Origin of the sequence: Shouchella hunanensis, from assembly GCF_028735875.1 — a bacterium.
Lineage (GTDB): Bacteria > Bacillota > Bacilli > Bacillales > Bacillaceae_D > Shouchella > Shouchella hunanensis.
This window is the reverse complement of record NZ_CP117834.1, coordinates 1,598,660-1,621,804: the sequence shown is the minus strand read 5'-3', so window position 1 is coordinate 1,621,804 and position 23,145 is coordinate 1,598,660. Positions and strand designations below refer to the sequence as shown.

Below are 23,145 nucleotides of genomic sequence, written 5' to 3'. Positions count from 1 at the left end.
TCACGTACGCAAGTACGCTCCTTCCTTCAAGCACTTCTAGTCCTCGATCTTCTTGTTGCTCTTTGTCAAAGGAATGAAATCCTTCTTGTTAAAAGAATCGGTGATTCTTTCAAAACTAAATCAAATCATCTACTCAAACTCAAGAAATTTAGGATAAGCCCTCGACCGATTAGTATCAGTCCGCTCCATGTGTCGCCACACTTCCACTTCTGACCTATCAACCTCATCATCTCTAAGGGGTCTTACTGGCTTACGCCATGGGAAATCTCATCTTGAGGGGGGCTTCATGCTTAGATGCTTTCAGCACTTATCCCGTCCATACGTAGCTACCCAGCGATGCTCCTGGCGGAACAACTGGTACACCAGCGGTATGTCCATCCCGGTCCTCTCGTACTAAGGACAGCTCCTCTCAAATTTCCTACGCCCGCGACGGATAGGGACCGAACTGTCTCACGACGTTCTGAACCCAGCTCGCGTGCCGCTTTAATGGGCGAACAGCCCAACCCTTGGGACCTACTTCAGCCCCAGGATGCGACGAGCCGACATCGAGGTGCCAAACCTCCCCGTCGATGTGGACTCTTGGGGGAGATAAGCCTGTTATCCCCAGGGTAGCTTTTATCCGTTGAGCGACGGCCCTTCCATACGGCACCGCCGGATCACTAAGCCCGACTTTCGTCCCTGCTCGACTTGTAGGTCTCGCAGTCAAGCTCCCTTATGCCTTTGCACTCTACGAATGATTTCCAACCATTCTGAGGGAACCTTTGGGCGCCTCCGTTACTGTTTAGGAGGCGACCGCCCCAGTCAAACTGCCCACCTGACAATGTCCCTGACCCGGATCACGGGTCGAGGTTAGAATGTCAGCACCATCAGGGTAGTATCCCACCGACGCCTCCACCGAAGCTAGCGCTCCGGCTTCCAAGGCTCCTACCTATCCTGTACAAATGGTACCAACACTCACTATCAAGCTACAGTAAAGCTCCATGGGGTCTTTCCGTCCTGTCGCGGGTAACCTGCATCTTCACAGGTACTATAATTTCACCGGGTCTCTCGTTGAGACAGTATCCAAGTCGTTGCACCATTCGTGCGGGTCGGAACTTACCCGACAAGGAATTTCGCTACCTTAGGACCGTTATAGTTACGGCCGCCGTTTACTGGGGCTTCAATTCAGAGCTTCTCCCTTACGGGATAACCCCTCCTCTTAACCTTCCAGCACCGGGCAGGTGTCAGCCCCTATACTTCGCCTTACGGCTTCGCAGAGACCTGTGTTTTTGCTAAACAGTCGCTTGGATCTATTCACTGCGGCTCTCTCGGGCTTTAACACCCTAATAGAGCACCCCTTCTCCCGAAGTTACGGGGTCATTTTGCCGAGTTCCTTAACGAGAGTTCTCCCGAGCGTCTTAGAATTCTCTTCTCGCCTACCTGTGTCGGTTTGCGGTACGGGCACCTGTATTCTAACTAGAGGCTTTTCTCGGCAGCGGAGGATCAGGGATTTCGGACCCTTGGGTCCTTCACGGTCACAGCTCAGCCTTCACGGAACACGGATTTGCCTATGTTCCAGCCTTGCATGCTTCGACGCGCACAGCCAGCGGCGCGCTCACCCTACCTTTCTGCGTCCCCCCATCGTTCAAACAAATACGAGGTGGTACAGGAATATCAACCTGTTGTCCATCGCCTACGCCTTTCGGCCTCGGCTTAGGTCCCGACTAACCCTGAGCGGACGAGCCTTCCTCAGGAAACCTTGGGCTTTCGACGGAGGGGATTCTCACCCCTCTTTTCGCTACTCATACCGGCATTCTCACTTCCAAGCACTCCACTAGTCCTCACGATCTAGCTTCACAGTCCTTGGAACGCTCCCCTACCCAATCCCTACTGGGATTGCCATAGCTTCGGTGATACGTTTAGCCCCGGTACATTTTCGGCGCAGAGTCACTCGACCAGTGAGCTATTACGCACTCTTTCAATGATGGCTGCTTCTAAGCCAACATCCTGGTTGTCTAAGCAACTCCACATCCTTTTCCACTTAACGTATACTTGGGGACCTTAGCTGATGGTCTGGGCTGTTTCCCTCTTGACTACGGATCTTAGCACTCGCAGTCTGACTCCCGAGTTAAAGTTTTTGGCATTCGGAGTTTGACTGAATTCGGTAATCCTGTGGGGACCCCTCGTCCAATCAGTGCTCTACCTCCAAAACTCATCACTCGAGGCTAGCCCTAAAGCTATTTCGGGGAGAACCAGCTATTTCCGAGTTCGATTGGCATTTCACCCCTACCCACACCTCATCCCCGCATTTTTCAACATGCGTGGGTTCGGGCCTCCAGTCGGTGTTACCCGACCTTCACCCTGGACATGGGTAGATCACCCGGTTTCGGGTCTACGACAACGTACTTACTCGCCCTATTCAGACTCGCTTTCGCTACGGCTCCGCCTCATCAGCTTAACCTTGCACGTTATCGTAACTCGCCGGTTCATTCTACAAAAGGCACGCCATCACCCATTAACGGGCTCTGACTAGTTGTAGGCACACGGTTTCAGGATCTCTTTCACTCCCCTTCCGGGGTGCTTTTCACCTTTCCCTCACGGTACTGGTTCACTATCGGTCACTAGGGAGTATTTAGCCTTGGGAGATGGTCCTCCCGGATTCCGACGGGGTTTCACGTGTCCCGCCGTACTCAGGATCCACTCTGGAGGAAACGAAGTTTCAGCTACAGGGCTGTTACCTTCTTCGGCTTGTCTTTCCAGACAATTCACCTACTCCGTTTCTTTGTAACTCCGTATAGAGTGTCCTACAACCCCAAGAGGCAAGCCTCTTGGTTTGGGCTGATTCCGTTTCGCTCGCCGCTACTCAGGAAATCGCATTTGCTTTCTCTTCCTCCGGGTACTTAGATGTTTCAGTTCCCCGGGTCTGCCTCACCCTGCCCTATGTGTTCAGGCAGGAGTACCATCCCATTACGGATGGTGGGTTCCCCCATTCGGAAATCTCCGGATCAAAGCTTACTTACAGCTCCCCGAAGCATATCGCTGTTCGTCGCGTCCTTCATCGGCTCCTAGTGCCAAGGCATTCACCGTGCGCCCTTTCTAACTTATCCATTTTTACTTCAGATTCCCTTCGTATCTCTTCGTCTGGTTCCTGTCTTTCTGTCAGTTACGTAGCGAACTACGCTCCTTCCATCAAGCATTTCCCATCCTTGATCTACTTGGGTCTCTTTGTAAAACAGTTAACCTAAAAGGTTTATGAATTCTTGACGTCTCGTTCAAACAGTTGTAACACCGATGAACAAAACTAATTTGAGTTGATTGATTATGATTTAGTTTTCAAAGAACCATGCCTACAGGATGTAGGTACCAGGCGTTGCCACAGGACGTGGCGTTCTAAGCGTGGTATCCATTACCTTCGCATTTTCAATTGGAAGAGGAATTCTTCCAAAACTGAACAAAAGATCCAAAGCGCTATATGACCCGAGGTCATACATCGACTAGAGTAAAAACTCCATAGAAAGGAGGTGATCCAGCCGCACCTTCCGATACGGCTACCTTGTTACGACTTCACCCCAATCATTTGTCCCACCTTAGGCGGCTGGCTCCAAAAGGTTACCTCACCGACTTCGGGTGTTACAAACTCTCGTGGTGTGACGGGCGGTGTGTACAAGACCCGGGAACGTATTCACCGCGGCATGCTGATCCGCGATTACTAGCAATTCCGGCTTCATGTAGGCGAGTTGCAGCCTACAATCCGAACTGAGAATGGCTTTATGGGATTGGCTCCACCTCGCGGTTTCGCTGCCCTTTGTACCATCCATTGTAGCACGTGTGTAGCCCAGGTCATAAGGGGCATGATGATTTGACGTCGTCCCCACCTTCCTCCGGTTTGTCACCGGCAGTCACCTTAGAGTGCCCAACTAAATGCTGGCAACTAAGATCAAGGGTTGCGCTCGTTGCGGGACTTAACCCAACATCTCACGACACGAGCTGACGACAACCATGCACCACCTGTCACTTTGCCCCCGAAGGGGAAGCTCTGTCTCCAGAGTGGTCAAAGGATGTCAAGACCTGGTAAGGTTCTTCGCGTTGCTTCGAATTAAACCACATGCTCCACTGCTTGTGCGGGTCCCCGTCAATTCCTTTGAGTTTCAGCCTTGCGGCCGTACTCCCCAGGCGGAGTGCTTAATGTGTTTACTTCGGCACTACGGGCATCGAAACCCCTAACACCTAGCACTCATCGTTTACGGCGTGGACTACCAGGGTATCTAATCCTGTTTGCTCCCCACGCTTTCGCGCCTCAGCGTCAGTTACAGACCAGAGAGTCGCCTTCGCCACTGGTGTTCCTCCACATATCTACGCATTTCACCGCTACACGTGGAATTCCACTCTCCTCTTCTGCACTCAAGCTTCCCAGTTTCCAATGGCCGCTCGGGGTTGAGCCCCGAGATTTCACATCAGACTTAAGAAGCCGCCTGCGCGCGCTTTACGCCCAATAATTCCGGACAACGCTTGCCACCTACGTATTACCGCGGCTGCTGGCACGTAGTTAGCCGTGGCTTTCTGGTGAGGTACCGTCAAGGTACCGGTAGTTACGCCGGTACTTGTTCTTCCCTCACAACAGAGCTTTACGACCCGAAGGCCTTCCTCACTCACGCGGCGTTGCTCCGTCAGACTTTCGTCCATTGCGGAAGATTCCCTACTGCTGCCTCCCGTAGGAGTCTGGGCCGTGTCTCAGTCCCAGTGTGGCCGATCACCCTCTCAGGTCGGCTACGCATCGTCGCCTTGGTAAGCCGTTACCTTACCAACTAGCTAATGCGCCGCAGGCCCATCCCTTAGTGACAGCCGAAACCGTCTTTCAAAAGAGAATCAGGTGATTCTCTCTATTATCCCGTATTAGCTCCGGTTTCCCGGAGTTATCCCAGTCTAAGGGGCAGGTTACCTACGTGTTACTCACCCGTCCGCCGCTGACTTCCGGGAGCAAGCTCCCTTCTGTCCGCTCGACTTGCATGTATTAGGCACGCCGCCAGCGTTCGTCCTGAGCCAGGATCAAACTCTCCGTTAAAAGTGTTTGACTTGCTCATTTGCACATTTTAAAGCTGTGTCTAACTTCATTGACGAGATACCTTGTATCTCTTTTTACGCTTGGCTTTTGTTCAGTTTTCAAAGAACTCTTTATGTGTTTTAGCAACTTTTATATCTTATCAGAAGCTATCCCGAAAGTCAATCATGTTTTTCTTGATTTCTTTCGTGCCGCCTGTATCTATCGCGGCGACAAGAAATAATATACCACCATACCAAAAAATGCGCAAGGCTTTTTTAAAAGTTTTTTTATAAAAAAGATCTGCTGCTCTTTTAGAGCAAGAACAGCAGCAGGAACATTGCGTTTATTCTCCTTGTTCTCTGTTTCTCATTTGCGGAAACAATAGGACATCACGTATTGATGGAGCATTCGTCAAGAGCATAACTAATCGGTCTATCCCGATTCCTAGACCACCTGTTGGCGGCATACCATACTCCAGCGCTTCCACGAAGTCTTCATCCATCATGTGCGCCTCATCGTCTCCTTGCTCTCTTTCTACTAACTGAGCTTCAAAACGTTTACGCTGATCAATTGGATCATTTAACTCAGAAAATGCATTTGCGTGTTCACGACCAACAATGAATAACTCAAAACGATCAGTAAAACGCGGATCTTCCTCATTCTTTTTCGCTAAAGGCGAAATCGCAAGCGGGTGTCCATAAACAAATGTTGGCTGAATAAGAGACTCTTCAACAAAGTGTTCAAAGAATTCGTTTACGACATGCCCAAAGCTCATTGTTTCTTTAACAGGGACACCATGTTCTTTTGCAAAGGCGCGTGCTTCTTCATCACTCATCTCTTGCCAAAAATCGACACCTGTTTTTTCTTTAATGGCATCTACCATATGAATACGTGTCCAACCAGGAGCAAGGTTTACTTCATAGTCACCATAAGGAACCGTCGTTGTACCAAGCACTTCTTTTGCAATATGTGCAATAACCCCTTCTGTTAACGCCATGATGTCTTTGTAATCTGCATAAGCTTCATATAGTTCAATCATTGTGAATTCAGGATTATGACGGGTTGATACTCCCTCATTTCTAAATACACGGCCAATTTCATATACTTTTTCCAATCCACCGACGATTAGACGCTTTAAATGAAGCTCAATGGCAATTCTCATATAAAGTTCCATATCTAACGTGTTATGATGTGTCACAAATGGACGTGCAGACGCTCCACCTGGAATGCTGTGCATCATCGGTGTCTCGACCTCTAAGAAACCTTGATCGTCAAGATAGCGACGCATCACTTGAATAATCTTACTACGAGTTATAAATGTTTTTCGTGAGTCTGGACTTGTAATAAGGTCAAGATAACGCTGACGGTAACGTTGCTCCACATCTTTTAAGCCATGATATTTATCCGGTAAAGGACGTAATGACTTCCCTAATAACGTCAGTTCTGTCACTTTTACGGACATCTCGCCCACTTTTGTTTTAAAAGGACCCCCAACAATCCCAACCATATCTCCAATATCAAGAGACTTAAATAAATCATAGGAGGCTTCGCCAACTGCATCTTGGCGAACATACATTTGAATTTGTCCAGTTAAATCTTGAATGTGCGCAAATCCAGCTTTTCCTTTGCCGCGCTTTGTCATTAATCGACCAGCTAACACGACCTTTTCTTCTTTATCTTCTAGCTCTTCTTTTGTATACGCATCAAATTGGTCGATCACTTGCTGTGATGTATGAGTACGATTAAACTTTCCACCAAATGGATCAACACCTTGTTCATATAACTGATTTAGCTTGTCTTTTCGTACAGCCAATAAATCATGTAGCTCTAATTCTTCCGTCAACACTCTCAACCCCTGTTCTCTTTCATCGAAAAAGGGCAGATTAACAGATCTGTCAATCAAACCCCTTATTCATCAAGTTATTTAGAAGTGTACTATAAAGCTAGCGCCTTTGCTAGTTCATCCTCGTTAAAAATTGAATCAGTTAGCACCGTCACTTATGGAGACAACTCAATCTTTCATTTTAGAGACACTCTATGCTTCACACGTACCATCTGCCCATTTCAGAGCTGCATCATATCCTCTTTTGTAACATCTAAGCTTGTACAAATTCGATTTATTAATTCATCATCAGGGTTTCGAATACCACGTTCAATCTCTCCTAGTAAAGAAACAGATACATGGATTTCTTTTGCAAAATCCTGCTGTGTATATCCTTTTAACTTTCGATAGGCTCGTATGTTCCTACCCCATTCCATTGCTTCCACCATCTCACACCCTCTTTATCATTAAACTGCTTGTTTATGACTTTACTTAGAGGTAAACCGCTTTTTTCGCTTTTTATCTTAGGTGCAATTTCAGCTAGAGGAACTAACACGAACGCACGATCCCACATTCTTGGATGTGGAATTTGCAAACCATCTACATCCAGTCTTACATCTTCATATAGTAAAAGATCAAGATCCACTGTTCTTGGTCCATTCAGTATCTCTCTCTCTCGACCCAATACGAGTTCAATTTCTTGCGTCATTTCCAACAGCTCAAGCGGATGATAAACGGTTGCCGCCTCAATTACCATGTTTAAAAACGGACCTTGCTCTTCGTACCCGACGGGATCGGTTTCATATATTGAGGAGGCTCGAACAACTTGAATGCTTTCATCAGCTTGCAGTCGTTCAACCGCAGACATTAAGTTCTGTTCCCGATTTCCTAAATTAGATCCGAGTGCAATAAATACTTGATTACTCATTTCGACCTCTTCTTAATTCCACTGCCACTGACTGATAGTGACCAGGTATAGGCGGATCTGGCTTAATTACTTTAACCGTACACGCAAATACTTTTTCATAGGACTCAAGGAGTTCATCACAGATTGCTTTTGCAATTGTTTCCACGAGTTTAACTGGCTTTCCTTCAACAATTTTCTTAACGCTTTTATAGATTTCTCCATAATCAACCGATTCTTCTAACTCATCATCGGCTGCAGCCTTTTCTAAGTCCAATTCGAGGATTAAATCAACTAAAAATCGTTGTCCTAATGTATTTTCTTCAGTGAACACCCCGTGATAACCGTAAAAAGAAAGTTGATTCATATAGATTTTATCCAACTTCATCGCTCCTTTGTAGCATGGTATCCATCATCAGAGCCATTCGCTTCATCTCTTTTACATCGTGAACGCGCACAACACTCACGCCTTTCGTTATGCCTAAACAAACGGTTGCGCCAGTACCTTCTACTCTTTCATCGACAGGCAACTGCAGCGTTTTAGCAATGAATGATTTCCTGGACGTACCAAGTAAAACAGGGAACCCTAAATCAACAATTTGGTTTAGCTCCCGCATCACTTCTAAGTTCTGTTCATATGTTTTCGCAAAACCAACACCTGGATCTAGCCAAATGTGTTCGGCTTTTACACCAGCATTTGTACAAATAGATATACTTTGTGATAAATCGGCTAACACATCATTCATAAACACCCCGTACGGAGTTTGATCCCGATTATGCATCAAAATAATGGGTACTTCGTATTCAACAGCTATACGAGCCATTTGCGGATCCGCCTTTGCACCCCAAACATCATTAATTATAGAAGCCCCTGCTTTTAATGCCGCTTCTGCTGTTTTTGCTTTAAACGTATCAATGGAAATGGGAACCTCAAAGCGCTCAACTAATTTTTCGATCACCGGACTGGTCCGTTCAATTTCTTCTTCTACAGAGACTGGCGTGTATCCAGGACGGGTTGATTCACCGCCAATATCAATTAAATCAGCGCCTGCTTCAATCATATCAGCTACTCGATCAATCGCTGCATCGACCTGATTAAATTTACCCCCATCAGAAAATGAATCTGGCGTTACGTTAAGAATTCCCATTATTTTCGTTCTTGATCCTTGCTTTACTTCCATATCAAGCCGCTTACTCATTCTCTATCCTCTCTTCCATCTTTATCGCTAATTGGTACGATGTTGCTAGTTGCTCCGTAATCGTATTGCTCGGTAGCGATTGATGATCAAATGTATGAACAGCCACAATGCCTTGTATAGCATTTGTTAAAAATACTTCGTCAGCTTGAGCAATCTCTTCTTTTGTGTAAAAACCTTCTTCGACTCTCTTTTGATTCTGTTCGCACCACGCTATCACGTATTGCCGAGTCACTCCATTTAAAATACCCGTTTCAAGGCTCGGTGTATACACGCTATCGTTTTTCACAAAAAACAGATTTGAAACAATCCCCTCTGCTGCATATCCTTCTGCTGTATAAAAAAGCCCTTCTGTATTCGGTTGATTACCTAGTTCTTTTTTAGCCAACACATTGTTTAAATAATGATGTGATTTATAACGCCTTATCCCCTCAATTGAATTTCTGTTAAGCTTTAACGAAACCAACCGCTTGGCTGCGACAGGCAAGGGGGGTAATACTTTTACATATACAATTTCCTGCGGGTCGAGGAATGGCTCGTTAGCCAACCCAATCTCCCGAATACCAGCTGACACATTCCAGCGTATATAAGCTTCTTGTAACCCATTTTTCTTAAGAAGCTTGCGAACAGTACGATAGACAACGTCTTCTGTAAGAACGTAGTTAAACCCTAATTCTTTAACACTTACATTAAGCCGTGTCAGATGATGATCTAGAAGAAAAATAGCATCATTTCTTACAGCAAATGTTTCAAATAACCCTAATCCATAAAGAAAACCATGATCGTAGGGTGATATAGATGCTTCTGTATCCTGTACAATTTGCCCGTTTACACTAATGTACACGAAACCCCACCTTTATACGTTTCGACAAATTGACGCAACATCCTCTTTCCTTCACTCGTCAGGATCGCTTCCGGATGGAATTGAACGCCCTCTAACGCATACTCTTTATGACGAATCGCCATAATTTCTCCTGATGCTGTCTCTGCACTTATGTCAAAGCAAGACGGGAGGGTTTCCCGTTCAACGATAAGAGAGTGATACCGGGTTACTCTTAGTGGCTGATGCAACTCTTTAAATAACGTTCGTTTGTCATGTTGAATGTAAGAGGTTTTACCATGCATGAACTGATCAGCCTTCTTTACAACTCCACCGAATGCTTGTGCAATAGCTTGATGACCAAGACAGACGCCTAATATCGGTATCCTTCCACTAAACGTACGAATGACATCCAAGCTAATACCTGCCTCATTCGGCGTACAAGGGCCTGGCGAAATCATAATCATTTCTGGTTTCAGCACCGTTTCAATTTCTTCAATCTCAATTTTATCATTGCGTCGAACAACTAGTTCTTCGCCCATTTCTCCTAAATATTGCACTAGGTTATACGTAAAGGAATCATAGTTATCAATCATTAAGATCATTATTCGGTTTTCGCCCTTTCTTTAGCAATATCATAAGCACGCCACAGTGCTTTTGCTTTTTTTAGGGATTCCTTGTACTCGGCTAGTGGATTTGAATCAATGACAACACCGGCACCGGCTTGAACATAAGCATAATCACCTTGGCAAATCATCGTGCGAATGACGATATTTAACTCCATATCACCATGGAAACCAATCCACCCGATCGCACCTGTGTATAGACCTCTTCTTACAGGTTCTAACTCTTCAATAATTTCCATCGTCCTCACTTTTGGCGCCCCTGTAATCGTGCCTCCAGGAAAAACAGCCCGAATACAGTCATACAACGAATGACCTTCCGCAAGCTTGCTTTTAACATTTGAAACTAAGTGCATGACGTGAGAGTATTTTTCCACTACTAGTAGTTCGTCTACTTCAACACTCCCATATTCACTCACTCTTCCAAGGTCGTTTCGTTCTAAATCCACAAGCATTACGTGCTCAGCGATTTCTTTTTCGTTAGCGAGAAGTTCTTCTTTAAGACGTTGATCTTCTGCTTCGGACTTGCCTCTTGATCGTGTACCGGCAATTGGCCTTGTACTCAATTCACCGTTTCTTTTTTTCACTAGTAGTTCAGGAGAAGCACTAACAACTTGTCGTTCTGGAGCATGAATGTAGCTCATATACGGAGAAGGATTAAGCTCTCTTAATGCTTCATAGATGTAAATAGGCGGAATGTTGTTTCGTTTATGATGACGGACAGACAGGTTTACTTGGAAGACATCTCCCTCGCTAATATACGTCTGTATTCGCTCAACCGCTTTTGCAAATTCTTCTTCACTCATTGTGCCAACCAATGAAGACGATTCCTCAGAACCAGCAAAGGTGTCATGGTCATGCTCTGTCGGCTGTAGCCCTCCCTGGGACCAAATGGTTTCATAATCCATTAACCGCTTTTCTAATTCCCTTTCATCATTGCCATTCACACAAATCCAAAGCACTTTTTGTTCATGGTCATACACAAAAACATTTTCGAAGATCATAAAATACACTTCGGGCAATTGTAAATCGTCTACTGCATTTGTCGCTAATGTTTCAATTTGGCGTACATAATCATAGCTAATATAGCCTAGCGCTCCCCCTTGAATAGGGGGGCCTTCCCCTAGCAATGGTTCATTCACTTGATACGATTTTAAAACGAGTTCGACACTCTCTAATAATTCCCCGTCATACGTTTTCGTTGTTCCATTTGTTTGAACAGTTAACGTTCTATCTTTCCCTTCAATAATGGCTTCTGGTTTTAGTCCCATAATGCTATATCGTCCAGAACGTCCACTTTCTAATACAGCATAATGTTGTTCTTTTTCTGTTAGTCGTCGAAATGCGCCAAACCATTCATTTGATGGCATTGGCAACGTCATTGTCTTTGTTAAACGATCAGACACATTCTTTCCCCCGTCCATAACTATATGGACTCATTTTACTAAACTACCAACAATAATAAAAGCAGACTCTTATTGAGCCTGCTTCTTTTTATTTCCCGGGAAGTAAAAAATCCCCTATTATGCTTTTGCTTCTTCTTCTTCAAATTGATACAGCGGTGTGCTTAGGTAACGCTCTCCATTTGAAGGAATAATCGCAACCACTTTTTTACCTGGACCTAATTCCTTCGCCAGTTGAAGCGCTCCATAAATAGCTGCACCAGAAGAAATTCCACCTAAAATCCCCTCTTCTTTTGCTGCTCTTCTTGCATACTCAAACGCTTCATCCGTTGATACTTTTAGTACTTCATCATATATTTCTGTATTTAAGATACCAGGAACAAATCCAGGTCCAATTCCCTGCAATTTATGGGGACCAGGCTTTCCACCAGATAAAACCGGTGAATCCTGAGGTTCAATAGCAACTACCTTTAAGTGTGGGAAGTTTTCTTTTAACAAGCCGCCAGCCCCTGTAATCGTTCCCCCAGTTCCAATACCAGCCACAAAACCGTCAAGTTGACCATCTACTTGTTGTAACAACTCTTTTCCTGTTGTCTCACGGTGAATTTTAGGGTTTGCACCGTTTTCAAATTGTTGCGGCATGAAATGGCCATCTTCACTAGCTAGTTCTGTTGCCTTACGAATGGCTCCACCCATACCTTCTGGCCCAGGTGTTAATACAAGGTCTGCACCGTATGCTCTTAATAAGTTTCTTCTTTCTAAGCTCATCGTTTCCGGCATAACAAGCTTAGTCTTGTATCCTTTCGCCGCTGCAACCATCGCTAGACCAATTCCTGTGTTACCACTAGTTGGCTCGACAATAACAGTTCCAGGCTTTAACTCTCCAGCTTCTTCTGCTGCATTAATCATAGCAAGGGCAATTCGGTCTTTTACACTGCTTCCAGGGTTTTGATATTCTAACTTCAAGTAAACATCTGCATGCTCTTCTGATGTTAAACGATTTAACTTAACCAATGGGGTATTACCAATTAATTCAGTAATGTTGTTGACGACCGTCATACTGAAAAGCCTCCTCTAGATTAATTCCTAGTATTTTTATGCGATTTACAAAAATAATAGCAGACATTTTCTGATAAGTCAATCAAAAAGAACAGTGTGAACCAAAAAGGCTGGAACGCTAACGCTCCAACCTTTTTTATTTTGCATTATCGAGCAGCGACACAAGCTCATCTTCTGTAAATGTATACGTCTCGTTACAAAAATTACACGTCGTCTCGGCTCCTTGATCTTCTTTAATCATCGCGTCGATTTCCGCTTGACCTAAGCTAATAATGGCATTGGCGATTCTTTCTTTTGAACATGAACATTGAAACTGTACAGGTTTGGTTTCTAGTAACTTTACATTGCTTTCACCTAAGAGCGTATAAAGAATCTCTTCTGGTGATAAACCCTTTTCAACAAGCTTCGAAACAGCAGGGACATTGGATAAACGTTGTTCAATATCAATAATTGTACTTTCTTGCGCTCCTGGCATCATTTGAATGACGAATCCACCAGCTGCAAGAATGGTTTCATCAGGGTTAACAAGAACACCGACGCCAACAGAGGATGGCGTTTGTTCGGAATTAGCGAAGTAATAGGTGAAATCATCGCCAATTTCCCCAGATACAAGCGGGACACTACCTGTAAAAGGCTCTTTCATTCCTAAATCTTTCACAACAGACAGCGTTCCGTCCGTTCCAACAACACGGGCTACATCCAATTTACCGTGGCTGTTTAAATCAGGACTGACGTGAGGGTTTGTTACCGTTCCTCTTGTTGATCCATCTGCATGGCTATCAACAATAACTTGCCCAATTGGACCGTTTCCTTCGATTCGAACCGTTAATTTCGCCTCACCCTTTAGCATAGAAGCCATCATTGTACCGCCCATCATCGCACGACCAAGAGCAGCTGATGCCGTTGGCCATGTTCCTTGCCTTCTACATGCTTCAGACACCATATCGGTTGCTGTTAAAGCAATTGCTCTTACTTCTCCGTTATATGCTGTTGCTCTTACTAAATAATCATTCATTGCCTACACTCCTTCTTACTTATTTCGATCATATATTTGCTTCAGACCTTTATGTGTTAGATTTTGATCCACGTATTGAATCTGCGTCGAATCTTCTGCATACAAATGGACAAGACCTCCAGTTGCAATCACAACGGCGTGAGGTTGTGACACCTCTTTTTTCATGCGTTCAATCATACCATCAATTAAGCATAAATACCCGTAATATGTACCACTATGAATGGAGCTAAGGGTTGTCTTATTAATAATCCTTTCCGGCTTTTGCAATTCGACACGTGGAAGCCTAGAAGCATTTTCAGACAAGGCATCAACTGACAGTGCGGGACCTGGCGCTATCACTCCACCACGATAGCGGCGCTTTTCATCAATGTAACAAAAGGTTGTTGCCGTCCCAATATCAACCACGATACAAGGAGCTTGATACATTGATAGAGCGGCAACAGCGTTCGCAATTCGATCCGACCCTACTTCTTTAGGGTCTTCGTAAAGAATATTAAGGCCTGTCTTCACACCTGGACCAATAATAACTGGCTCAACGTTAAAATAGTCTCTGCACATTCGCTTAAAACGATGCATCATACTTGGCACAACCGATGAAAGAATAACGCCTTCCACATCTGAAAGAGAATAGTCCTGATGTTGAAAAAAGCTATATAGAAGCATACCGTATTCGTCGCTTGTTTTTTCTGTCGCCTTTGCCATTCGAAAAAGGGTTTCAAGCTCATTTTCCCGGAAGATTCCTGTTACAATGGATGAGTTTCCAATATCAATCGTTAAAATCATTTAGTCTCCCCCTGAACAAAAAGAGAGTGCAGATGCACTCTCTTTAGGTGTTATTCTTTTCGATCGTTCAGATCCTCGGAAGCAGGACGATTTTCTTCCATATTCGTCGTCTCTTCATAAGCACCTTTTAAATCCTCTGACTCATCTTTTGATTGAATGTTCACTTTCACGTCATCATCTTTTCGATTTGCATGATGATTTTCAGGAAGCTTCCCTTCGTTAATAAGAGACTGAATTTGTTCCGCATCTAGCGTTTCTAATTCAATTAGTTTTTGCGCCACAAGGTCTAGACTATCTTTATTTTCAATAAGAATTTGTTTACAGCGCTCATAAGAGTCCTTAATAATACGCTGTACTTCTAAATCAATCTCATGGGCAATTGCATCTGAATAGTTTTGCTCGTTTTGGATATCTCTCCCTAAGAAAACTTGACCACCAGAAGTTGAACCAAATTGCATTGGTCCGAGCTTATCGCTCATGCCGTACTCTGTTACCATCTTTCTCGCAATAGCAGTTGCACGTTGGAAGTCATTATGAGCTCCAGTAGATACTTCTCCAAATTGCACTTCCTCAGCTACACGTCCACCAAGAAGTCCGACAATCTTGTCAAGTAGTTCAGGTTTGGTCATAAAGTAGCGATCTTCTTTTGGAAGCATCATCGCATACCCGCCTGCCATACCTCGTGGAACAATTGTTACTTTATGAACAGTGTCAGCACTTTCTAGCTTCACACCTACGACAGTATGACCTGCTTCATGCCAAGCAACAATGTTTTTCTCCTTCGCGGATATCACACGGCTTTTCTTAGCAGGACCAGCAATGACACGGTCAATAGCTTCTTCAATATGTTCCATACCAATTTCTTTTTTATTATCTCTTGCAGCGACGAGTGCCGCTTCATTTAAAAGATTTTCTAAATCAGCACCTGAGAAACCTGGCGTTCGTACAGCAATTAAATCAAGCTTAACGTCTTCGCGTAAAGGCTTGTTACGTGCATGTACATGAAGAACTTCTTCACGCCCTTTTACGTCAGGAGCATTAACTTGAATTTGTCTGTCAAAACGACCTGGACGTAATAACGCTGGATCGAGAATATCTGCACGGTTTGTCGCAGCAATAATGATAATACCCTCATTTGCACTAAAACCATCCATTTCAACAAGCAATTGGTTCAGCGTTTGTTCACGTTCATCGTGACCGCCACCAAGACCTGCTCCACGTTGGCGTCCAACTGCATCAATCTCATCAATAAAGATAATACAAGGAGAGTTTTTCTTCGCATTTTCAAAAAGGTCACGCACACGAGATGCACCGACACCGACAAACATTTCAACGAAGTCAGAACCACTGATAGAGAAGAAAGGAACACCAGCTTCACCTGCAACAGCGCGAGCTAACAATGTTTTACCCGTACCTGGAGGACCTACTAAGAGGACACCTTTAGGAATACGTGCGCCAATCGCCGAGAACCGTCTTGGGTCTTTTAAGAATTCAACCACTTCAACAAGCTCTTGCTTTTCTTCGTCTGCACCAGCAACGTCTTTAAATTTCGCTTTTTTCTTCTCATCACTAACCATCTTCGCTTTGCTCTTACCAAAGTTCATGACGCGGTTTCCACCACCGCCGCCACCACCTTGAGCCGAACTCATCATAAAGATAATAATTAAGACGATAAGTAAGAATGGGGCAATAAATAATATAGTTGTAAACCAGTTGCTCTGCTCTTCTTCTGGTTCGATAGAGATCTCAACGTTATCAATCTCTGCTAAGAAACCAGTCGTAACCTCAGAGTTAAAAACAGATGTAGAGAAGTTTTCATCTTCATTTTGATCTGTGAAACGTCCTGTTACAATAAGAACACCACGCTCTGGTTGAACGTTTATGCTTTCAACCTCGCCTTGCTCAAGTCTTTCAATAAATTCATCGTATCGTACTTGAGTTGTCTCAGATTGATCACTTGTCACAGCATTCACTGCAGCAATTACAACGACCATGACAAGAACTAAAATTAAGACAGTACGCAACGTACGTCCTTTCATCCTTTACCTCCTCCCACATCCAACAAAACTGCACCTATCTTACCATAACACGTTCGTGGACACCAATAATTAGCCTTCATAAACTTCTGGCTTTAAGATGCCTACGTACGGTAAATTTCGGTAGCGTTCTGCGAAGTCTAATCCATACCCAACAACAAATTCGTCTGGTACAATAAACCCGGTTAAATCCGGCACTAAATCAACTTTTCTTCCTTCAGGCTTATCAAGAAGGGTAACCACTTTTACAGACTTTGCTTTGCGGTATTTAAAAAGCTCAATTAAATAGCTTAACGTTAAACCACTATCAATAATATCTTCTACAATGAGGACATCTCGACCTTCTACTTTTGTATCTAGATCTTTGACGATTTTCACTTCACCTGAGGAAACCATACTTTTGCCATAACTTGAAACATCCATAAAATCCATTTCAAGGTGTGTATCGACAGCTTTAACTAAATCAGCCATAAATGGAAGCGCACCTTTTAAGACACCTACGAACAAAGGAAAGTGGTCTTTATACTCTTCCGTAATAGTATGCCCTAATTCTTTAATTTTCTTCTGGATCTGTTCTTCGGTTAGTAAAATCTCTTTCATGTCGTTCTTCATCAACCGTCTTGTACCTCCTGTTATATACCATTTGCTTTTTTTAAGTGTTCCCTACAAACGCGATTCGTACATAGTGGTCAAATGCTTGTTGTTTAGGCAATTCAGCCTTATGTAGTAAAAGAATCCACAGTATGTTACCTGCCGAATCAACCAGTAATGGCCAGTCATGCCTACGGGGTAAATCAATTTTTCGGTCAATGAAAACACGATTTACTTTCTTTGAACCGTTCAAACCTTTTGGATTGAAACGGTCCCCCGGTCGTCGATTCCTTATAAATAAAGGAGACGAAAAACTCGATACTGGGATATACATACATTCAACTGTCTCTTCACCAATAGTTGGAAGAAGTTCCGTACCAACCATTCCTAACGGCGTCGAGATCATCCCTGGCACATTTAGTTCTAAACAGTAATTATCTGATTCCACATAAACCTCTTGCGTAAACCTGTAGCAATTGTTTTCTCGGTAAACTTTTAATCCATTGCGTAAGTCAATTGATGCGAAGTTCGAATGGCTTTGCAGGAAAAGCTCAATTTGCTCTATGTATGAAGAGAAGTCACGGACTATCCCTTTGTTATACAGACAATTTAATATTAGATGAATCACCCTTCTTTGTAAAGGAATCGCTAGTTTAAGATAGCGATCTTTATCAATTATGACTGTATCCTTCTCTTTTACCATGACTATTTTGGCTAATTGATCCTCTGCAAGCTCCATTAGTACTTTATTATCGTCATGTTGCCACTCTTCAAAACGTCTAATATGTATGTGATTTAACGGATTTTCCTTTTTTAATTCAGGGACAACGTATTTCCGGAATCGGTTTCTTGTATAGCCTTCAGACTCATTGCTTGAATCGTCTCGATAGAGAATTTCTTTCTCGTTACAATACTTAAGAATAGCTTCTTTTGTTACACAAAGAAGTGGTCTAATGAGGCTCCCTTGTTCAAAGTCTCTTTTAGCGGCGATTCCTAATCTTAGATAAGGAGTTGTGCCTCGGTTTAACTTCATTAGAACAGATTCCGTACTATCATCTCCATGATGGGCTGTTGCTAAAACATCGGCGCTCACACGATTCATTTCTGTCGAAAACGCCTGATAGCGTAACGTATGAGCTGCAGCTTGTGTACCCACTTTTTCTGTCTGTTTTTGTGCATTCACATCGACGCGGTAATCTTGAAAATGAACGCCCCTTTTTCGACACCAATTCTGCACAAACATGCAATCTTTCTCCGACTCTTCTCCACGCAACTGATGATTTACATGGACAACATAAATCGTCAGCGACCATTCCGCTCTCATGTCAGCAAGCAACGATAATAGAGCCATTGAATCGGCACCGCCGGAGACAGCTACAAGTACCGTATTCCCTTTTTCCACCAATTGATTGTCTGTCATAAAACGCTGCACTTCTTGCTCCACTGTTCAATCACGCCCTACCTACAACATCTGTAACACTAAGTATAGTGTAATTAATAGACCAACAAAAGTCATGAGTAGAAATAACTCTGTATACCCATGCCTTTTTTTCTGCTTTTTGGCTCGTGACATTCTTGTATTAGAGTGACGATCAAGTGTAGATGAGGGTTCCGTTTGGTATTGAGTTCGCAATAAATCCTGTTTCATATCACCTGCTTGTATATAGTGTCCATGAAGTGCCCCAATCATACTTTTCTTAAACGGCTTTAATTGCTCCGACGATTCAATCATTTTCTTTAACTGTGCAAGCGGCTTCCCAGGCTGTTTTCTTAATTGTTGGGGATAAGCACAGTGAATCATTAAAATGGCAACAGAAAAAAGATCATAACTTACTTCTGCCTTCCGGCTTTCACCGAGCCAGTACCCTCGATCATATAATTCTGTGTACTCTTTAATGGCCCGATCTTTTTTTGTTGTACCACCTACATCTAACAAACGAACGCTTGTCGCATTTTTTGTGACGATAATATTTTCTGGTTTTATATCACCAAATATCCAACCGCGATCATGTAGACCTTGAAGTTGATCAAGCAGCTGTAAAACAACAACAGAGAGCCATTCACTGCCCTTCCCTTCCATAAAGCGTAAAAAATCGACCCCTTGAATATATTCCATCACATAAAAAGGGACGATTGACTTGCTTCCTGCTTCTACATAATCGTCTACTTCATATAAATAAGGCCCAAGACAAGTATCTTGAACCTTACTTAATTCTTTGAGTACATTGACTTCTTGAGCAATGGACATTTGATCATTGCCAAACTTTATTGCCACTTTCCGCTCGGTTGAGTGAGCAAGATAAACTGCCCCTGTTATCCCTTCACCTAACTTGCGCACAATCGAATAATGCTGTCGGTTCCATTTTCCAGTAACAACAGTTCCAGGAGTAAGCAGCTTTTGCTTAGCCGAAGAGTTGGTCGTCTTCATGTCCAATGACTCTCCTTCTTGAGCCGCTTTCTTTCATAACGGAAAGAGCCGCTTTTAATGCCGGACCAGTCGGCGTCATCCCACCTGAAGATAACTTGCTTAGCAATTTCGTTAAACGGTTTAACGTCGGCGAAAAATCCATTACTTTTTCGATTGGATATTTTCGTCCAGGAAATGTATAAACAGCGAAAGACGTATCCCCGGTTCTAGAGTGTAAACCAATTGAAAGATCTTCCAATGCTTCTTGAACTTTAGTAAGTTTATTCGCCATACTAGCACTCGTATCAATGAGAATACAGACTTCTAAATGAGCCGTTTCACTAATTTCGTCTACGACCTCCATTACCTCGCCTCTTTTTTCAGGGGGAAGTGAATCCATTTCTTCTCCTTTACCTAAGATTTGCTTTAACTCTTGGTTAATAACGCCATGTAAAGTTTGCGTCATCGCTTTCTGCGTCACCACTTGAACCGTTTGCGATAATTGTCTTGCATATACAATCTCACTTACACCGCCACCAGCATCAGCAATCGCTTCTACTTCGTTTAATCCATGCGCATTTTCTTTTTGATCACCCATAATACCGATGACGTTGACGGCGATTCCGAACTCCTGTGCTAGTCGAGCAATCGCGATTGGATCTTCTCCATCATTTGAATAGCCATCTGTTATCAGTAAGATTTGCTTTAAAGTCCCTTTCATTGCATTCCCTCCAGCTAGCTTTTAGTCTTACAAGCATCGCCATGAAGGTACGCTTTTATACGCTTACGTTCCAGTTGCTTGCTTAAAGAACGCTCTGCCTTTCTTTTGCTTCTGAACTTTAGGATGAATAGGAATGGAAGTCCACTTCGGCTTGTGTAGCTTTATTTGTGTGACGACAATCGTCATGTCATCTTCTATAATGTTTCCATCCTCTGAGCGAATAACCCGCTCCAAAATAATATCGGCAACTTCTTGCGGATCGTCTGTTGCGATCTCAGAAATAATTCGCTTCATCCACTGTTCTCGGTTCTCAACAGACCGCTTCGCTTCTAGCACACCATCGCTACACATAATAAGTAAATCGCCATCTCGCAGTTGCTCTTGCACGACTTCCACTTCAAATTCGGGAATAATCCCCATCGGTAAGTTACCAGCTTCCACTTTTGATACTCGGTTTCCACGCTTTATGAAACTCGGTGTCGATCCAATTTTCAGAAATTTAGCGTGTGCATCGTTCATATCAATCATCGCCAGATCTAATGTCGAGAACATTTCCTCTGTATTGCGCAGAGACAAAATGGAGTTCACTGACTTAATCGCTACGGTTTCTTCTATACCCGATTGAAGTACCTTTTGCAAAAGTGCCAACGTTTCACTACTCTCTAAGTACGCTTTCTCACCATTCCCCATCCCATCACTAATAGCAATGGCATATTTATCGCTATTGAGCTCAATCATCGAATAATTGTCCCCGGATAACCATTCGCCTCCTTTTGCAACTTTTGCTACACCTGATTCCATAACAAATGCTTGAGCGGAACCAAATGATAGATGACTGTAGCCATTTGCGTAAAAACGCGGTTCCTCCCGTTTTAATATGATGGTCTCCTTTACTAAGTCTGACAGCATCGGTGCAATAATTTTTTCAGCCTCGCCATTATCATGATCACATTGAACGCTCATTTCAATTTCAATTCGCCCACTTTCAATACTATAAATGTCGATATGACCAACATCAATTCCCGCACCACGCAATGCATCGACCATATATTCTTCTTGAATTAAATGAGGCTGCTTTTCTTTTTGAATTTCTTTAGCGAAATCCCCCATCACTCTAGATACCCCTAATAATTGATCTGCTACTAAGCGCTGGCTTTCCTGAACTTGCCGTTTTAATTCTTTATTAGCTCGATATTGATTTGTCTCCATATGAATCGCTGCAATAACTTGATCAGGCTTGCGACAATGGCTTCTCCACTGACGTTGCAATTTCGGATCATTCATTGTCCCATTCACTTCAATATGTTCAACCATCTTCGCCATTGAATCGTACGTTTGATTAAAATTTTGAACCCAACATTTTTCCTTCATCATACACGTTTGGCATGTTTTTTCCGTGACGTGACTAAGCAACACATCCACATCGTTTGAATGTTGTTCTTCATCACTTTTTTGCTGGACTTTAAAGCTGTTCGATAGCGTTTGGAAAAGCGAAGAGAAGCGCTCGACTCGTCCTGCTGTTGCATCTCGAACTTTTCGTAAGTACTGCTGTTGTTCTTGAGCGTGTTCAACAGTACCAGGTATATACTTTGCTATTGATCGAAGCCAACTTCTTGGGGTCAGTAGAAATAGCGCAATGGCAATACCTGTTTCGGCTACAGTAGCGAAAATACTGCCGCCTCCATCCCCATACAGTCCTATTAATAAGGTACCAACTAGTAGCCCAAAGGCAACACCGATACGGTTTCCTTCTTTTAGTAAACCACCTAATAAACCAGCAAATGCAAGCAAACTCATTTGATACAAGCTCGCCACACTAGCCAAACTCAAAATTAATCCCGTTACAACACCTACGGTAGACCCAATCGCCGCACCGCCTACAAATGCGAAGATTAGCACTAAGTAGCGAGCAAGACTATGCTGCATGACAACATCATTTAATGCCCACCCTATCGTCCCCGTCATGACGGAAGCAAGCAAAATAATAAGACAGATAATCTCCTCGTTTCGCAAAGCTTGTCCGCCCCGTTTTCCCGTAATAAGCGGAATGCTCTGTACGAAGATCATTGTCAAAATAAAGCTTAAGCCTGCCTCAACGGTTGCCATCATTAAGGCATACTGACTAATCGTTCCAGTTGTGACAAATACTAAACCAAGTCGAGTCAGTATACTCGCCCCAAAGACTAAGTAAGGTAGGGCTTTTCCTGGTTGATCCAAAAATGTTTTGGCACCTCTATATAATAAAAGAAAGATTGCCATTCCTATTAAAGCAAAGAAGATTTCTCCATGATAACTAAATACTGTACCCGCTAGTAACGCTATACTAGCTATCAGAGCATGATTTCGTCGCAGTAAAAAGACCGAAGCCAAAAATGGCAAGATAAACGGTGTAAGCTCAGCTAAGATCATCGCTCTTCCTAGAAGAAAACCAACAAGAGCGATTAATAAACCCCATTCAAAGAAAAGTGTTTTGCTCATGTTTTTCAAAGCTTGTCCACTTACTTGTAACCGGGCTTGTACATGATTTATTCTTTCAAAAGCACCTGTAGCTAAAAGCGTTCCGTTTGACTTCTCTGTTTTCACGATTGCGCCACCACCTATTTAGATATCGTAGTGTCACTATACCAACTGTAAAGAACAGAATTTGTCAGAATTACGTAACGCGTTAAAAAAGACTTTCGACCTTCTTCGGCTTAACTAGCAAAAAAAAATCACAAAAAGTAAGAATTTTAAGAAGGTGACTAG

General features: G+C 43.4%; 17 protein-coding genes and 2 rRNA genes. All 19 read right to left on the bottom strand.

The window, feature by feature from the left end:
* Positions 1-149: 149 nt before the first annotated feature.
* The 19 genes from PQ477_RS08205 to spoIIE all read right to left on the bottom strand — a co-directional run bounded on the left by PQ477_RS08205 (position 150) and on the right by spoIIE (position 22,986).
* Positions 150-3,086: ribosomal RNA gene (locus PQ477_RS08205) — 23S ribosomal RNA — on the bottom strand.
* A 407-nt stretch (positions 3,087-3,493) separates the two neighbouring features.
* Positions 3,494-5,041, bottom strand: a 16S ribosomal RNA gene (locus tag PQ477_RS08200).
* Together the 16S and 23S rRNA genes form the textbook arrangement of a ribosomal RNA operon.
* A 322-nt stretch (positions 5,042-5,363) precedes the next feature.
* Positions 5,364-6,863, bottom strand: coding sequence for a lysine--tRNA ligase (lysS, locus tag PQ477_RS08195; protein WP_144557421.1), 1,500 nt, complete (start codon positions 6,861-6,863; stop codon positions 5,364-5,366).
* 221 nt (positions 6,864-7,084) lie between these two features.
* The gene (locus PQ477_RS08190; RefSeq protein ID WP_038486400.1) at positions 7,085-7,288 is read right to left on the bottom strand and encodes a helix-turn-helix domain-containing protein; all 204 of its coding nucleotides are present in this window, start codon (positions 7,286-7,288) and stop codon (positions 7,085-7,087) included.
* Positions 7,240-7,770, bottom strand: a complete 531-nt coding sequence (folK, locus tag PQ477_RS08185; protein WP_144557419.1) for a 2-amino-4-hydroxy-6-hydroxymethyldihydropteridine diphosphokinase — start codon at positions 7,768-7,770, stop codon at positions 7,240-7,242. Before folK ends, PQ477_RS08190 begins: the two co-directional genes overlap by 49 nt.
* On the bottom strand, positions 7,763-8,128 hold the full coding sequence (gene folB, locus PQ477_RS08180) for a dihydroneopterin aldolase (protein WP_035395134.1): 366 nt from the start codon (positions 8,126-8,128) through the stop codon (positions 7,763-7,765). The genes folK and folB overlap by 8 nt, the downstream gene beginning before the upstream one ends.
* The gene (gene folP, locus PQ477_RS08175) at positions 8,121-8,945 is read right to left on the bottom strand and encodes a dihydropteroate synthase (RefSeq protein WP_274273342.1); all 825 of its coding nucleotides are present in this window, start codon (positions 8,943-8,945) and stop codon (positions 8,121-8,123) included. Before folP ends, folB begins: the two co-directional genes overlap by 8 nt.
* The gene (gene pabC, locus PQ477_RS08170) at positions 8,938-9,786 is read right to left on the bottom strand and encodes an aminodeoxychorismate lyase (RefSeq protein ID WP_144557417.1); all 849 of its coding nucleotides are present in this window, start codon (positions 9,784-9,786) and stop codon (positions 8,938-8,940) included. The genes folP and pabC overlap by 8 nt, the downstream gene beginning before the upstream one ends.
* Positions 9,771-10,367 (bottom strand): aminodeoxychorismate/anthranilate synthase component II, encoded by a 597-nt coding sequence (pabA, locus tag PQ477_RS08165; RefSeq protein WP_274273341.1) that lies wholly within the window; start codon positions 10,365-10,367, stop codon positions 9,771-9,773. Before pabA ends, pabC begins: the two co-directional genes overlap by 16 nt.
* The gene (locus tag PQ477_RS08160; RefSeq protein ID WP_432813892.1) at positions 10,367-11,809 is read right to left on the bottom strand and encodes an anthranilate synthase component I family protein; all 1,443 of its coding nucleotides are present in this window, start codon (positions 11,807-11,809) and stop codon (positions 10,367-10,369) included. The genes pabA and PQ477_RS08160 overlap by 1 nt, the downstream gene beginning before the upstream one ends.
* Before the next feature lie 99 nt (positions 11,810-11,908).
* Positions 11,909-12,847: a cysteine synthase A gene (gene cysK, locus PQ477_RS08155; RefSeq protein ID WP_060705843.1), complete on the bottom strand. Its 939-nt coding sequence runs from the start codon at positions 12,845-12,847 to the stop codon at positions 11,909-11,911.
* 136 nt (positions 12,848-12,983) lie between these two features.
* Positions 12,984-13,862, bottom strand: a complete 879-nt coding sequence (gene hslO, locus PQ477_RS08150) for an Hsp33 family molecular chaperone HslO (RefSeq protein WP_035395132.1) — start codon at positions 13,860-13,862, stop codon at positions 12,984-12,986.
* 15 nt (positions 13,863-13,877) lie between these two features.
* Entirely contained in the window at positions 13,878-14,645 is a 768-nt protein-coding gene (locus PQ477_RS08145; RefSeq protein ID WP_274273340.1) for a type III pantothenate kinase, read from the bottom strand.
* Between the two features lie 50 nt (positions 14,646-14,695).
* Positions 14,696-16,684 (bottom strand): ATP-dependent zinc metalloprotease FtsH, encoded by a 1,989-nt coding sequence (gene ftsH, locus PQ477_RS08140; protein ID WP_060705844.1) that lies wholly within the window; start codon positions 16,682-16,684, stop codon positions 14,696-14,698.
* Between the two features lie 69 nt (positions 16,685-16,753).
* Positions 16,754-17,293 (bottom strand): hypoxanthine phosphoribosyltransferase, encoded by a 540-nt coding sequence (gene hpt / locus PQ477_RS08135; protein ID WP_274273339.1) that lies wholly within the window; start codon positions 17,291-17,293, stop codon positions 16,754-16,756.
* A 40-nt stretch (positions 17,294-17,333) separates the two neighbouring features.
* Positions 17,334-18,716: a tRNA lysidine(34) synthetase TilS gene (gene tilS, locus PQ477_RS08130; protein WP_144557413.1), complete on the bottom strand. Its 1,383-nt coding sequence runs from the start codon at positions 18,714-18,716 to the stop codon at positions 17,334-17,336.
* Positions 18,717-18,734: 18 nt separating this feature from the next.
* On the bottom strand, positions 18,735-19,700 hold the full coding sequence (gene prkT / locus PQ477_RS08125) for a serine/threonine protein kinase PrkT (protein WP_052007982.1): 966 nt from the start codon (positions 19,698-19,700) through the stop codon (positions 18,735-18,737).
* Complete coding sequence (locus PQ477_RS08120; protein WP_274273338.1) at positions 19,675-20,400, bottom strand: vWA domain-containing protein; 726 nt, start codon at positions 20,398-20,400, stop codon at positions 19,675-19,677. The genes prkT and PQ477_RS08120 overlap by 26 nt, the downstream gene beginning before the upstream one ends.
* Before the next feature lie 63 nt (positions 20,401-20,463).
* Complete coding sequence (gene spoIIE, locus PQ477_RS08115; RefSeq protein WP_412766062.1) at positions 20,464-22,986, bottom strand: stage II sporulation protein E; 2,523 nt, start codon at positions 22,984-22,986, stop codon at positions 20,464-20,466.
* Positions 22,987-23,145 lie beyond the last annotated feature (159 nt).